Annotated in this window: 9 protein-coding genes and 1 pseudogene; 2 read left to right on the forward strand and 8 right to left on the reverse strand. The window is 56.3% G+C overall.

The window, feature by feature from the left end; genetic code table 11:
• Positions 1–66: 66 nt before the first annotated feature.
• Positions 67–993, forward strand: a complete 927-nt coding sequence (gene aaeR / locus L3069_RS20275) for an HTH-type transcriptional activator AaeR (protein ID WP_022649561.1) — start codon at positions 67–69, stop codon at positions 991–993.
• Between the two features lie 113 nt (positions 994–1,106).
• Here the strand turns inward: aaeR and tldD are convergent, their stop codons facing one another.
• From tldD to csrD, 8 genes and pseudogenes are all read right to left on the reverse strand, one after another.
• Entirely contained in the window at positions 1,107–2,552 is a 1,446-nt protein-coding gene (tldD, locus tag L3069_RS20280) for a metalloprotease TldD (RefSeq protein WP_038416807.1), read from the reverse strand.
• An 83-nt stretch (positions 2,553–2,635) separates the two neighbouring features.
• Complete coding sequence (yhdP, locus tag L3069_RS20285; protein WP_063135874.1) at positions 2,636–6,442, reverse strand: AsmA2 domain-containing protein YhdP; 3,807 nt, start codon at positions 6,440–6,442, stop codon at positions 2,636–2,638.
• A gap of 42 nt (positions 6,443–6,484) precedes the next feature.
• On the reverse strand, positions 6,485–7,954 hold the full coding sequence (gene rng / locus L3069_RS20290; RefSeq protein WP_003860405.1) for a ribonuclease G: 1,470 nt from the start codon (positions 7,952–7,954) through the stop codon (positions 6,485–6,487).
• Positions 7,944–8,537, reverse strand: a complete 594-nt coding sequence (locus L3069_RS20295; RefSeq protein WP_003860403.1) for a nucleoside triphosphate pyrophosphatase — start codon at positions 8,535–8,537, stop codon at positions 7,944–7,946. The genes rng and L3069_RS20295 overlap by 11 nt, the downstream gene beginning before the upstream one ends.
• A 9-nt stretch (positions 8,538–8,546) precedes the next feature.
• Positions 8,547–9,035, reverse strand: coding sequence for a rod shape-determining protein MreD (gene mreD, locus L3069_RS20300; protein ID WP_003860402.1), 489 nt, complete (start codon positions 9,033–9,035; stop codon positions 8,547–8,549).
• Entirely contained in the window at positions 9,035–10,051 is a 1,017-nt protein-coding gene (gene mreC / locus L3069_RS20305; RefSeq protein WP_003860400.1) for a rod shape-determining protein MreC, read from the reverse strand. The genes mreD and mreC overlap by 1 nt, the downstream gene beginning before the upstream one ends.
• A 62-nt stretch (positions 10,052–10,113) precedes the next feature.
• Positions 10,114–11,157, reverse strand: coding sequence for a rod shape-determining protein MreB (gene mreB, locus L3069_RS20310; protein WP_000913396.1), 1,044 nt, complete (start codon positions 11,155–11,157; stop codon positions 10,114–10,116).
• A 282-nt stretch (positions 11,158–11,439) separates the two neighbouring features.
• Positions 11,440–13,379 (reverse strand): annotated as a pseudogene (gene csrD, locus L3069_RS20315) (RNase E specificity factor CsrD).
• A gap of 183 nt (positions 13,380–13,562) precedes the next feature.
• Between csrD and L3069_RS20320 the strand changes: the two are divergent.
• Positions 13,563–14,537 (forward strand): MDR family oxidoreductase, encoded by a 975-nt coding sequence (locus L3069_RS20320; protein WP_023298743.1) that lies wholly within the window; start codon positions 13,563–13,565, stop codon positions 14,535–14,537.
• Positions 14,538–14,599: the final 62 nt, after the last annotated feature.

Here is a 14,599-nt window from a genome sequence, read left to right on the forward strand (position 1 = left end):
TTAACGTAACTGTTATGCTGTTATCTATCATATGTGATCTAAATCACTTTTAAGCCAGAGTGAATAATGGAACGTCTAAAACGCATGTCCGTCTTTGCGAAAGTGGTTGAGCAAGGCTCTTTTACCGCCGCAGCACGTCAGCTACAAATGAGCGTCTCATCCATTAGCCAGACAGTGTCAAAACTGGAAGATGAGCTCCAGGTGAAGCTGCTCAACCGCAGCACCCGCAGCATTGGGCTGACGGAAGCGGGTAAAATTTACTATCAGGGCTGCCGTCGAATGCTGCATGAAGTGCAGGATGTTCACGAGCAGCTCTACGCCTTTAACAACACGCCTATCGGCACGCTGCGTATCGGGTGTTCTTCAACTATGGCACAAAATGTTCTCGCTGCCATGACGGCGGAAATGCTGAAAGAGTATCCCGGTTTAACCGTTAATCTGGTAACGGGTATTCCGGCACCGGATCTGATTGCCGATGGGTTAGACGTGGTGATCCGCGTTGGCGCATTGCAGGACTCGAGCCTGTTCTCGCGTCGACTGGGCAGCATGCCGATGGTGGTCTGCGCTTCGAAAAGCTATCTGGCACAGTATGGCGTACCGGAAAAACCTGCCGACCTGAGCAACCACTCGTGGCTGGAATACAGCGTTCGCCCAGATAACGAATTTGAACTGATCGCGCCAGAAGGGCTTTCCACCAAACTGCTGCCTGAAGGCCGCTTCGTGACCAACGATCCGATGACCATCTCACGCTGGCTGGTGGCCGGGGCCGGGATCGCCTACGTGCCGCTGATGTGGGTGATCAACGAGATCAACAGCGGCGAACTGGAGATCCTCTTCCCGCGCTACCAGTCGGATCCGCGCCCGGTGTACGCGCTCTATACCGAAAAGGACAAGCTGCCGCTGAAGGTGCAGGTCTGTATTAACTATCTGACGGACTATTTTGTGGAAGTGGCAGAGCTGTTTCAGGGGATGCGGGGAAGAAGGAAAGAGTAGGCCTCCCCCCTCACCCCGGCCCTCTCCCCAAAGGGGCGAGGGAGAAAAGACAGCACGGAGCAGTCCCCTCTCCCCGTTGGGGAGAGGGTTAGGGTGAGGGGAAAATGAAAAAATTACGCCGTGCCGCCCACCGTCAGGTTATCGACCTTCAGGGTTGGCTGGCCCACGCCTACCGGCAGGCTCTGACCTTCTTTGCCGCAGACGCCCACGCCGTTATCCAGCTTCAGATCGTTACCGACCATGGAGATCTGCTGCATTGCTTCAATCCCGGATCCGATCAGCGTCGCCCCTTTTACCGCTTTGGTCACTTTGCCCTTCTCAATCAGATACGCCTCTGAGGTAGAGAAGACAAATTTACCGGAGGTGATATCCACCTGGCCGCCGCCAAAGTTCGGCGCGAAGATACCGTAATCAACGGATTCGATAATCTCCTGCGGCGTGGATTTACCCGGCAGCATGTAGGTGTTGGTCATGCGCGGCATCGGCAGGTGCGCGTAGGATTCGCGACGACCGTTACCCGTTGGCGCAACGCCCATCAGACGCGCGTTAAGCTTGTCCTGCATGTAACCTTTCAGTACGCCATTTTCGATCAGCACGTTGTACTGGCCCGGCGTGCCTTCATCGTCGATAGAAATCGAGCCGCGACGGTCGAGCATGGTGCCATCATCCACCACGGTACACAGTTCGGAGGAGACAAGCTGCCCCATCTGACCGCTGAATACGGACGTCCCGCGACGGTTGAAATCCCCCTCCAGGCCGTGACCGACCGCTTCGTGCAGCAGCACGCCAGGCCAGCCTGCGCCCAGAACCACCGGCAGCGTACCGGCAGGTGCCGCCACGGCAGACAGGTTGACCAGCGCCATGCGCACGGCTTCTTTTGCCCACGCATCCGCGCGCGCTTCGCCGTCAACGTCGCCGAGGAACCAGTCGTAGCCAAAACGACCGCCGCCACCGCTTGAGCCGCGCTCGCGCTTGCCGTCGTCTTCCACCTGCACGCTGATAGAGAGGCGCACAAGCGGACGCACGTCGGCGGCCAGCGTACCGTCCGTCGCCGCCACCAGGATCAGTTCATAAACACCGCTCAGGCTGGCAGAAACTTCCTGCACGCGTTTATCCGCCGCGCGAGCCACTTTGTCCACGCGACGCAGGATGTCCAGCTTCTCTTCGCGGCTCATGCTTTGCAGTGGGTCGATGCTGGTATAAAGCGCAGCGTTCTGCACTTCACCCAGGGTTTTCACGCGACCGTCGCCAGTATCACGCACAATGGTTCGCGCCGCCTGCGCGCTCTGCTCCAGCGCGGCCAGGCTTATCTGGTCTGCATAAGCAAAACCGGTTTTTTCGCCGCTGACGGCGCGCACGCCGACGCCCTGGTCAATGTTATAAGAACCATCTTTAATGATGCTGTCTTCTAAAACCCAGGATTCGTGATAGCTCGACTGGAAATAGAGATCGCCGTAGTCGAGGCGGCGTTCGGTCAGTTGACCAAGAATGGAGAACAGGTCCTGATGGCTCAGGCCGTTCGCTGCGAGCAAATGTTCACTTACCAGGTTCAGACTCATCGTATTGCTACTCGTTCGTTGCCGCCAGTGGCGGTATAAAATCAATATTATTGAGAGTGAGGCAATTACCTGCCCACGTCAAATCATTGCTGTGCTTCTTTGCGCGGCTGGCGCAGCACTTCATTAATCTGCGGTTTATCGATTGGGCCCGTAATGCGGTAGCGCAGAATCGAGACTTTGCTCCAGAGCGGCCCCAGCACTTTGCTGGCGGCAAATACCGCCGCGCCGATTATCGGGTTGACCACAAAAGCGGTAGCAACACCCACTGTAGCGGAGATTTCCGGGGCAACAACCGCTTCCATATCCAGCTCCCGGCGCACGAGGTTCACTGATCCTTTCATGGCGATGTCCGCTTCCAGGCCGTCCAGCAGCGTATCATCGGTATGCATCACGCCGTCCTTGATCCAGGCCGTTCCGCGAATGGAGTCATAATAGAAACCGTCGTTGAAGGTATCGCTGAAATCGAAGCGCAGCTTGCGCAGCAGCGCGTCAAAGCTCAGCAGGCGCAGTATTTGCCCTGCATGACCGGTGCTAACATCGGCAATTTGTCCCTTACCAAAACGGGTTCTGAGGATACCGTTCAGCGAGGCAACGTCCGGCTGCCACGGTGCCGCGCGCCAGTGCAGATCGTAATTCACATCGAAGGACGATCCGCGAAGCGGCGTGCTGATCCCAAAGAAGTTAGCCGCGGAGTCCAGCTTGTTGCCTTTAATATCGCCCTTCAGCGAGGTGCGCTGTTCACCCGGTTTGTTCACCCACTCGCCAGCGGCGGTCATGCGGCCAAAGCCGGTATCCACCAGCCCACCAGAGAGGCTCAGCGTATTGCCCTGAATATCAAAATCACCGTCGATACGGCCATATTTCTGTCCCCACAGCCAGCACTCCGCACAGCGCAGCTGGAGATCGGGCCAGTTGCTGAAATCCACGCGCGACGTTCCACTGCTGCTGAAAGGAGACGTACTTGTCGACTGTGTTTTAGACGCCGTAAAGGTCGGGTTGTAATAGAGATAACGGATAGCCGCCTGCCATGGCGCGTTATCGCGCATCGTCAACGAACCGTTAATTTCACGCCCCTGCGCCTCGACCTTTGAGCCGTTCACCGTCGGCTGGGAGACAATACTCAGGTTATTCCACTGCTGCCCACCCAGCGTCAGCGCAGGCGTGCGCAAGGTAATGGACTGGGGGAACTGCGCCGTTTGATCTACGTTTTGCCCGACACCTTTCTGAAACAGTGCCAGCCACTCTGCGCCATCCATCGGCGGGAGATTCAGTTCAATGCCCGCCTGCTCCGGCAGCGGCGGCGTGGTACGGCTGTCCGTCGTCCAGATCGCCCTGTCCAGCGTCAGCTTGCGGTTAAGCAGCCAGCGGCTGTTGAAGTGGTTTGTTCCGCCAGCGTTTCCGGTTAAATCGAAGCTGTTAAGGTTGCCCGCAACCTTTACGTTGACGGGCAGTGCTTCACCGCTTTTCTTGTTCAGCGGTGCGGGAAGCTGGCTACTGAGGTTTTTCAGATCGCCCGTAATGTCGACGTTATAGCGCGCACCGGCATGATAAGGCAGATCGATGGCGACCTTGCCATTCCATGACACCGCGCCGTCCACCGCATTCTCAATCGGCTTCGGCAGAACATCCATGCGTGACGGCTGCCAGTTCGCGTCCATATTGACCGCCACCTGGTAGGCTTTGTCGCCCTCGGTGGTGGAGAAATCGATATTGACGGGTTGATTGAACCAGGTCGCTTTCAGCGGCTTACTTTTCAGATTGCCGTTAACAAAGCTGAACTGACCGCTAAGGTTTTTCAGCGTGCTGTCCAGCGGCTTGATATAGAGGCTGTTATTGTTCAGACGAACGTCGCCTTTGGCGGTGGTCATTTCACCGTCGAGCGGGATATCCAGATGTAAGCGAGCATTCACATCACCATCTAACTGCAACTGCTGGAGAGTGGCCGCCAGGGAGTCATCCAGCGGCGTATCTTCAAAATACGGGCCAACCGCTTTACCCGGCCCCTTAATATCCGCATCAATCAGCAGTTTCTCTTTGGAGTAATCCGGGATGTTTGCCGTCAGGTTGCTTGCCGTTACGCCGCCCAGCGCAACGCTGTCCGTCTTCATCCACAAGCCGTCATTCAGGAAGTTGAGTTCGATATTCAGATTCTTCAGCGCGGGCCAGTCCGGCTGGAAGGCATAGGTGGCGTTGCGTAGCGGCACCAGAACCTGGAACTGGCCTTCGTTATGCTTATACGGGAACAGGTGCGGATTGCCGCCGTAGACCAGCGTGGCGTTATCCGCCTGACCGCCCTGAATGGCGCCGCTGAGATAGTCTACCAGCGCTTTCCCCATCAGGTTTTCCGGGAAGTAGCGCCACGCCTGCGAACCATCATCCGTGCTGATGCCCGCCAGAATGCCCAGCCACGGCTCATCGCCTTCAGGCTGTAGATAACGGAAATTACCGCGGGCATGTACCGCTTTGGCTTTTACATCAATATCGCGACCATCGAGCTGAAAACCTTTGTCATTCTTCAGCCAGTTAAGAGTGGCGTTTCCCTTTTCGATCTCCAGTGGCGCACGGAAGACCGTTTCGTACGGCATTTTTGCTTCCTGCATTTCTGCCGTCAGCCTGCCGTTTTCCACGCTTCCTTCCAGTTTACCGCTGAAGTGCTCGGCACCCGGCAGCAGCTTCCACTGTTTCCATGCGAGATTTTTCCATGCCGCCTGAAAACGCGTCTTTTCCGTGGCCTGGAGCGGAATATCCAGCGCCAGCCGGTTTATCTGCCCGCTCGGCTGCGTCGCCAGCCAGATTTCGCCCAGCTCCGGGGAGAGTTTTGCGGCCATTGAACGCAACCCTTCGATCGCCGTCAGATCCAGGTTACTGGCGCGGATACGCAGCTCATCGCTGCGTTTACCGTTTATACCGCCGACGTCCTGCTCCGGCATCCACGCCAGCGTCAGTGCGCCGCGCGGCCAGGGTTTGTTATCCATGGAGATGCGCGTATCCGGAATAGCGAACTGCCAGCCGCCTTTATCCTGCGTCACGTGTGCGGTGAGGTTATCGACGGAAAGCTGATGCTGATGGTTTTCCCCCTTCCAGCTCGCGCCCCCCTGCTTAAGCCAGATATCGCCGCTGGCGAACGCCCCGTTCGTCAGGGTCATCCAGCCTTCCAGGCTGAAGCGCGCGGTTTCCAGCTGCATGTTCTGCTGTAGCCACTCACCCAGCCACGGCTTCACGTCCACGTCGTCCGCCTGTAGCCACACCCTGCCGTTGTTCAGCAGGCCATTGTCGTCGCGCAGATCCATCCGCACCTGCATAACGCCGTGCTGCCCGTTCAGGCTGGAGAGATTCACCTGCCCCTCGGCGCGGTGGCGATCTTTCCCGTTTAGCCAGGTCAGCTGTGGGATCGCCAGCTCAGCGCGCTGTCCGGAAAGGGTTATAAAGCTCACTTCGCTGTCGCGGAGATCGAAATGATCGAACTGACGCAGGAAGAGATCGCTGATACGGCTGGTTTCCAGCCCACGATCGCTGTCGCCGCTTTGCAGCGGCGTGTTGGTCATCAGCTGAAGTTGCCAGAAGGTGAGATCGCGAAACTGCCAGCGCAGATGCAGCAGGCTTTGCCAGACATCCAGCGCCAGGGTGACGCGTTTGATTTTAAGATGGCCGCCATCTTTCAGGCTGGCGCTGATATCCCGCGCATCAAGCGTCGGGCCAAAGTTCTGCCAGCTTGCCTCGATATGGCTCACGTCCACCGGCAGACCGGTGGCAGATTCGATTTTTGCCAGGATCTGCGGCCGCCAGCTGTCCAGATGCGGCAAGGCGAGACGCAGCCCGCTCACGAGCAACGCGACAATCACGACCAGCGTTGCCCCTGTAAGCAGTAAAATCCCCGGCAATCGCCTCACGCGTCTCTCCTTGTCAGCCTTAAATCTCGCAGCGAACTGCGTTTACATCATGACGACGTCAAACTGCTCCTGGTTATAGAGCGGCTCAATTTGCACTTTTACCTGTTTGCCGACAAAGATTTCCACTTCCGCCAGCGCGTGCGACTCTTCCCCTTTCAGGGCCTCCGCCACCGCAGGGGAAGCATAGACCAGAAAACGGTCTGAGTCGTAGGCATGATGGACACGGACAATCTCACGCATGATCTCGTAGCAGACCGTCTCCACCGTCTTTACCGTTCCGCGTCCATGGCAGGTTGGACACTCATTACACAGGACATGTTCCACGCTTTCGCGGGTCCGTTTCCGGGTCATTTCCACCAGACCGAGCTGCGAGAAGCCATTGATGCTGGTTTTCACGCGATCTTTACTCAGCGCCTGCTCCAGGGAGTGCAGCACGCGACGGCGGTGGTCTTCATTATTCATATCGATAAAGTCGATGATGATAATACCGCCCAGATTACGCAGGCGAAGCTGGCGTGCGATGGCCTGCGTCGCTTCTATATTGGTATTAAAGATGGTGTCATCGAGGTTGCGATGGCCGACAAACGCGCCGGTGTTGATGTCGACGGTGGTCATCGCTTCGGTTTGATCGATGATCAGATAGCCACCCGATTTCAGCTCAACCTTACGCTCCAGCGCACGCTGGATTTCGTTTTCAACGTCATAGAGATCAAATATCGGCTGGCGTCCGGTGTAATGCTCCAGCAGCCCCGGCATTTCCGGGATGTACTCGGCGGTGAACTCCAGTAAGGCTTCGTACGTCAGACGGGAGTCCACGCGGATGCGGTCGAGCTGCGCATCGGCGAAATCACGTAATACGCGCTGAGCGAGCGCCAGCTCACCGTATAGCCGGTAGCGGGTCTGGTTGCGTTTTTTACGCTCCATCACTTTGGTCCAGACGCGCTTCAGATAGGCCGCATCCGAGGCCAGGTCTTCTTCGCTGATCCCTTCCGCTGCGGTACGGATAATAAACCCGCCCTGCTCGTCGCAGTAGGCGCTGACCACCTTTTTCAGGCGTTCACGCTCGCTTTCGCTCTCAATACGCTGTGACACGCCGACGTGCGACGCCCCCGGCATAAAGACCAGATAACGTGAAGGAAGGGTGATGTCGGTGGTCAGACGCGCGCCTTTGGTGCCCAGCGGATCTTTTACCACCTGCACCATCAGATCCTGGCCCTGACGCACCAGCTCAGAGATGTCGCGCACGGCAAACTGTTTTTGCTCTTCGCCTGCCACGCATTCGGTATGCGGCATGATGTCGGAGGCGTGCAAAAACGCCGCTTTATCGAGCCCAATATCTACAAAAGCCGCCTGCATACCCGGCAGTACACGACTGACACGACCTTTGTAGATATTGCCTACGATTCCGCGCCGCGCTTCACGCTCAATATGAATTTCCTGAAGAATGCCACCATCAATGTAGGCCACACGGGTTTCCGATGGCGTTACGTTTACCAACAATTCAGCCGTCATAATTATCCCTTCCCTCACGCAGTGAGTTAAAATTGCTCAGCAACTCATACGTTTCCACCAGCGGTAAGCCGACTACGGCGTGATAGCTGCCATTTATCTTCCTGACAAAACAGCCACCCAACCCTTGAATACCGTATGCACCTGCTTTATCCATAGGTTCACCGCTGGCGATATAGCCGGCGATCTCCTCGTCGGTGAGGACTCTGAACGTCACTTCCGTTACCACAAGGCAATCCAGAACGTACTGGCTGTCTGCCAGCGCTACCGCCGTCATCACCTGATGGGTTTGTCCGGACATGTTACGCAGCATCCGCGCAGCATGGTCTGCGTCGCGGGGTTTCTCAAGCACCTCACCATTGAGGATGACGATGGTATCGGCCCCCAGCACCGGTAAGTCACGCGGCACGCATGCAACGCCCGCCTGCGCTTTTTCACGCGCCAGACGGGAGACATACTGCTGAGCGCTTTCGCCCTCAGCTCGTTTTTCTTCGATACCGGTAACGATGCGTTCGAAGGATACACCCAACTGCGCGAGCAGTTCCTGGCGACGCGGAGAACCGGAGGCAAGATACAAAGACGTCATAGAAACCTTTTATTGCACGGCAAACTGCTGGCGAATTTTACGCATCAGCAGGAACAGCCACGGCCAGAGCACACCGTTTACTACACTACTCCAGAACACTTCCGGTCGGAAAGAGACGTTGATCACTAAAAACTCTGCCCAGAAAACAACGATATCCGCAGCGAGCGACAACAACATCACCACCAGCGCCTGTTGCCAGAGCGCAAGGTTACGAAAGAGCTGGAATTTGAGTGCAACGAGATACGCAATAATGCTCATGGATAAGGCGCGGACGCCAAGCGTAGAGCCACTGATAAGATCCAGTATGGCACCCATCACAAAACCTGTGCCGACATTTACGCGGTGCGGCAGGGCAAGGATCCAGTAGAGCAAAATGAGTAATACCCAGTTTGGCCGGAAAACAAGAATGTCGTCCGGCCAGGGCATAATTTGCAGCAACAATGCAACGAGGAATGAGAGCCAGATTACCCAGCGCCCCTGGCTACGATAACTGGCCACTACTGCCCTCCACCCGAGACTTGCGGCGGTGGCGGCGCATCCGGTAGCGGCTGCGTTAACCCCGTCGCCGGAGCCGGTACGGGCGCAGGTGGCCCCATTGCATCCGGCGCAGGCAGCACCTGCGGCATCATCTGCATCAGGCGCTCATTGGCCACGCGATGCACATCTTCCGGCGTCATCGGGTTAGCGCCGTTGCGATCGGCGCCCCATAGCAGCAGCAGGTAGCGTAAACGCTGCAAGCCAGCCGTTGGACGCGCCTGGATCACGGTGTAGGCACGTTGAGTGTCGAGCTTCACGGAAGAGACAACCGCAACCGGGTAGCCTTCAGGGAAACGACCGCCCAGACCAGACGTCACCAGCACGTCACCCACGCGGATATCCGTGTTGGCGGGCAGGTGTTCCAGTTGCAGATCGTCCGTACAACCATTACCGGCGGCAATTACGCGAATATCGTTACGCAGCACCTGAATCGGCAGTGCATGGGTGGCATCGCAAATCAGCAGCACACGGCTGGTCAGTTTGGCAACCGCCACGACCTGGCCCACAACGCCTTTATCGCTGATGACAGGCTGACCTTCGTATACGCCGTTCACGCTGCCTTTATCAATCACCACCTGATCGCTGTATGGATCGTTTACGGTGGAGATCACCTGGGTGACCATTTTCTGTTCATCCTGGCGCAGCGGCGAGCCAAGCAGTTCCCGCAGACGCGCGTTTTCCTGCTTATATTGCCCCAGCATCAGTAGCTCGCTGTTTTTCAGCAGCAGTTCCTGGCGTAATGCACGGTTTTCGAGTTCGAGCTGGTCACGCGATGAAAGCGTTTGCGACACGGAGTCGAGCAGTTCACGGGGACCATTTGAAATAAAGTAGAAAGGACTGACGGCGGTATCCATGTACGTTCGGATCTGGCTGAACGTACCGAGGCGGCTATCGGCAATAATGACCCCGAGCGCCACCAGAACCGCCAGGATCAGGCGAAACTGTAGCGACGGGCCACGGCTAAAAATTGGCTTCATAGGCTATGCGTATTCTCGCGTCAGAGAGAAAGGGTAGCCATTTGCTACCCTCTCACACCCGACTACTCTTCGCTAAACAAGTCGCCGCCGTGCATGTCGATCATTTCCAGCGCCTTGCCACCACCACGGGCGACGCAAGTCAGTGGATCTTCTGCAACTACGACAGGAATACCTGTCTCTTCCATTAACAGGCGGTCGAGGTTACGCAGCAGCGCACCACCACCGGTCAGAACCATACCGCGCTCGGAGATATCGGAGGCCAGCTCTGGCGGGCACTGTTCCAGCGCAACCATCACCGCGCTCACGATGCCGGTCAGCGGCTCCTGCAACGCTTCCAGGATTTCGTTGGAGTTCAGGGTGAATCCGCGTGGCACGCCTTCTGCCAGGTTACGACCGCGAACTTCGATCTCGCGAACTTCATCACCCGGATAGGCAGAACCGATTTCATGCTTGATGCGCTCTGCGGTCGCTTCACCGATCAGAGAGCCGTAGTTACGGCGAACGTAATTGATGATGGCTTCGTCGAAACGGTCGCCGCCGATACGCACGGAAGAGGAGTACACCACGCCGTTCAGGGAGATAACGGCCACTTCAGTGGTACCGCCACCGATATCCACCACCATAGAACCAGTTGCTTCAGAAACCGGCAGACCCGCACCAATTGCCGCAGCCATCGGTTCTTCAATCAGGAACACTTCACGCGCACCGGCACCCTGAGCGGATTCACGGATTGCACGGCGTTCAACCTGGGTTGCGCCAACCGGCACACACACCAGTACGCGCGGGCTTGGGCGCATAAAGCTGTTGCTGTGAACCTGCTTGATGAAGTGCTGAAGCATTTTTTCGGTCACGAAGAAGTCAGCAATAACGCCATCTTTCATTGGGCGGATCGCGGCAATGTTGCCCGGCGTACGGCCCAGCATCTGCTTCGCATCATGGCCTACTGCGGCCACGCTTTTTGGCGAGCCAGCACGATCCTGACGAATGGCCACAACGGAAGGCTCATTCAATACGATGCCTTGTCCTTTTACATAGATAAGGGTATTCGCGGTACCCAGGTCAATGGACAGGTCATTGGAAAACATGCCACGAAATTTTTTCAACATACTAAGGGATAATCCTGAAAGCTGGGGCGGAAAACAAAATCCGCTTACTTTACCAACCACACGCAGCAGCGACAAGGCGCAAAAATCGTCTGCTACGGTGAAAATTAGTGCAGCACGTTTCCTTTGTTACAAATTCATCCCCTGAATCCCTCAGGGCTGAGTAAACAGCAGCGTCCCTCACTTTCACTTGTAACCTATAAAAGGTCGTTCACTGGCTTTTATGCTCGTCTTACTCAAAGCTACAGGCGCGATATTCTACGTGAAAACAAAGTAAACGGCAGGTCAAACAGAGTATCTTTGCAAATATTTTTTCACATTGGTGTCAAGCGGCTGAGAGGCGGCAAAAAAATCCCCCTGACCGCCCGTCACGCCGCGCTCTGTCAACATCTGCCATTCACTGCGTGAACGTACGCCTGCGGCAAATACTTGCGTTTGCGTTCCTTTGCACGCCTCCACCAGGCTTTGTACCAGCAGCTGGTTTTCCGTGCGCTTTTCGATATTCCTTACCAGACCCGGATGCAGCTTCAATAATTCGACATCCAGCTCTTTGATCCAGCTGGTGCTGACCAGGGTAAGACCCGCCTGTGTTACCGCCACGCGAGCCCCAAGCGCATTGATTAAACGCACAACCGAGCGCAACCGGCTGATGTGTTGACCTACATCTGCCTCTGCAAGTTCAAAATAATGCGTTTGCGTTGCGATTTTTCGCATTGCATTAACGTGTCACGTAACCAACGCTGAAAACGCGGACGGATCAGCGATTCGACGGTCACCTGTAAAGCCAGATTTTCTTCAGGCCAGTACGATAAAAACGGAATGAGGCGGGTGATTTGCTGGCGGTCATACTCTTCGGACAATCCGAATTGCAGCACCATCGGCAAATACTCTGCGGAGATAACCTCCTCGGTCCCATCAAAAATACGGCACATCAGCTCACGATGATGGACATGACCATTTTTTATGACCGCCGGTTTTTGATAGATGCGCGGTCCACCCCGGCTCAGCATCTGTTCAATCAGGGTTCGCCAGCGTACGTTGCCGCGCCCTTTTTCCGGTAGCGTATCATCATAGACCGCCCAGCCGTTCGCCCCCTGCAATACGGCGTTGCGCGTGGCCGCTTCTGCATGTTCCATCACCTGCTCCGTCGACTGACCGCCGCGCCAGGCACAGATGCCCATATGCACCATGTCGTCGCGGTCGAGCATTTTGCTCTGGGGTAGCGCATCGACGGCTTTCAACAGCTGGCTGGCGATACTCTCGGACTCCTTTAAGGTGCGATGCGGCAGCAAGACGGCAAAGTCGCTGCGGTGGTAGCGTGCCAGTAACGCGCCGGGGTAGCGCATAATAAAGGTGGATAGCAGGTTAATCAGCGTGAAGAGGTTCTCTTCCGCCACGCGCTGGCCCCAGGTATCACGGAGCAGATCGAAGTCGGGCAGGCGAATCATCATTACCACGCCATGCGTCCCCACCTTTTCGGGATCATCAAGAAGCGTAGCCAGCTGATTATCAAAGAAGAGACGGTTGTTAAGGCCCGTTTTGTTATCCTGCGCGGCGTAGGAGCGAATCAACGTGTCCATACGGCTACGCTGATCGCTGGCAAACTGGATTTCGGAGAGCAGCACGTCCAGGGCGCTACTGGTACGTGATGGCCATTCATAAACCGATCCCCGTACCTGCGGACCCCGCTCGCCATTCAGTATTCGCACCGAGCGTGTTTCCAGCAGTTCCTGGCCGGAAAGTTGACGACGCTGCCAGCGAACGGCGAGGAAAATCAGCAGGACGATCAAGGCTACGGCGATGGTTAAGGGCGCGGTGGTCATGAGCGAGCGTAAATAGTTGCTCATCGGGTCCTGGTACATCAGATGGATTGTCATACCCGGATGTTTAAGTGAGCGTACCGTTATGTCCCGATACTGATCTACCGTGCCGGCAGGACGGTAGCTGCCCTGACGGGTATGGCTGAAAACGGTCTGCTTCCCCTGTTTAATGTCGATCTGCACTATATCCACAGGCACCATTAACTCATCCAGTTCACGCGAAAGTGCCGGGAAGGAGGTTGTAATCAGGCGAGTGTCGATAACCGATGCAACCGATTCTACCCGGTTAACCAGCTTATCCTGGATGGCATTATAAAAGCTCAGCGAGCAGCCGATTAGCGTGACAAATATGGTCAGTCCCGTCAGCAAGGTGATAAAAGCTGAGAACTTCGTCGTTAATCGCATCCTTGAGATTACTCCGTGGGTTGAAGGGGTCGCAAGTGAGCGCTAACTTGCATTTCAAATGCGGCATACTACCAAACCTGGTGTATCTGGCAATTTATTGCGTTAAATCGGCACTGCGTTTCATTGAGCGAGTATAGTCTTCAGTACATATTTTCCCATCATCAATCCTAGTGAGGACCCTGTATGCAGGCTTTGATCTTAGAACAGCAGGACGGCAAAACCGTTGCCTCGGTGCAAGCCATTGACGAGAGCCGCCTGCCGGAGGGCGACGTGACCGTAGATATCGACTGGTCAAGTCTGAACTATAAAGATGCACTGGCCATTACGGGAAAAGGTAAAATCATCCGAAATTTCCCAATGGTGCCAGGCATCGACTTGGCTGGCCGCGTGCATACCAGTGAAGATCCGCGTTTTCACGCCGGACAGCAGGTACTGCTCACCGGCTGGGGCGTAGGTGAAAACCACTGGGGAGGACTGGCAGCGCAGGCGCGCGTAAAAGGTGACTGGCTGGTCCCGATGCCGAAAGGCCTGGACGGCCGTAAGGCGATGATCGTCGGCACGGCAGGTTTCACCGCCATGCTCTGCGTGATGGCGCTGGAAGAGGCCGGGATCCGTCCTGACTCTGGCGAAATTGTCGTGACCGGCGCCAGCGGTGGCGTGGGCAGCACGGCCGTCACGCTGCTGCACAAGCTGGGGTACCAGGTCGCCGCCGTCTCTGGCCGCGAAAGTACGCATGATTATCTACGTCAGTTGGGCGCAAGCCGTATTCTGAGCCGCGACGAATTCGCCGAGACCCGTCCGCTGGAAAAACAGGTCTGGGCTGGCGCTGTAGATACCGTCGGCGACAAAGTGCTGGCGAAGGTACTGGCGCAAATGAATTACGGTGGCTGCGTGGCGGCCTGTGGTCTGGCGGGTGGTTTTGCCCTGCCGACGACGGTGATGCCATTTATTCTGCGTAACGTGCGTCTTCAGGGTGTCGATTCGGTCATGACCCCAGCCGAGCGGCGGGCTGAGGCCTGGGAACGTCTGGCGCGGGATCTGCCAGCCTCATTCTATGAGCAGAGCGCCACTGAGATTACCCTGAGCCAGGCGCCAGAGTACGCCAATAAAATCATGGACAACCAGTTCCACGGTCGTGCGCTGGTTAAAATCGCCTAATCTTCAAATTTTCGTGACATATTCGCGCTAACCCTCCTCCTCCGTCATGCTTAGAAAAACGC

This window comes from Enterobacter cloacae complex sp. ECL411 (genome assembly GCF_021869665.1).
Classification (GTDB): Bacteria; Pseudomonadota; Gammaproteobacteria; order Enterobacterales; family Enterobacteriaceae; genus Enterobacter; species Enterobacter intestinihominis.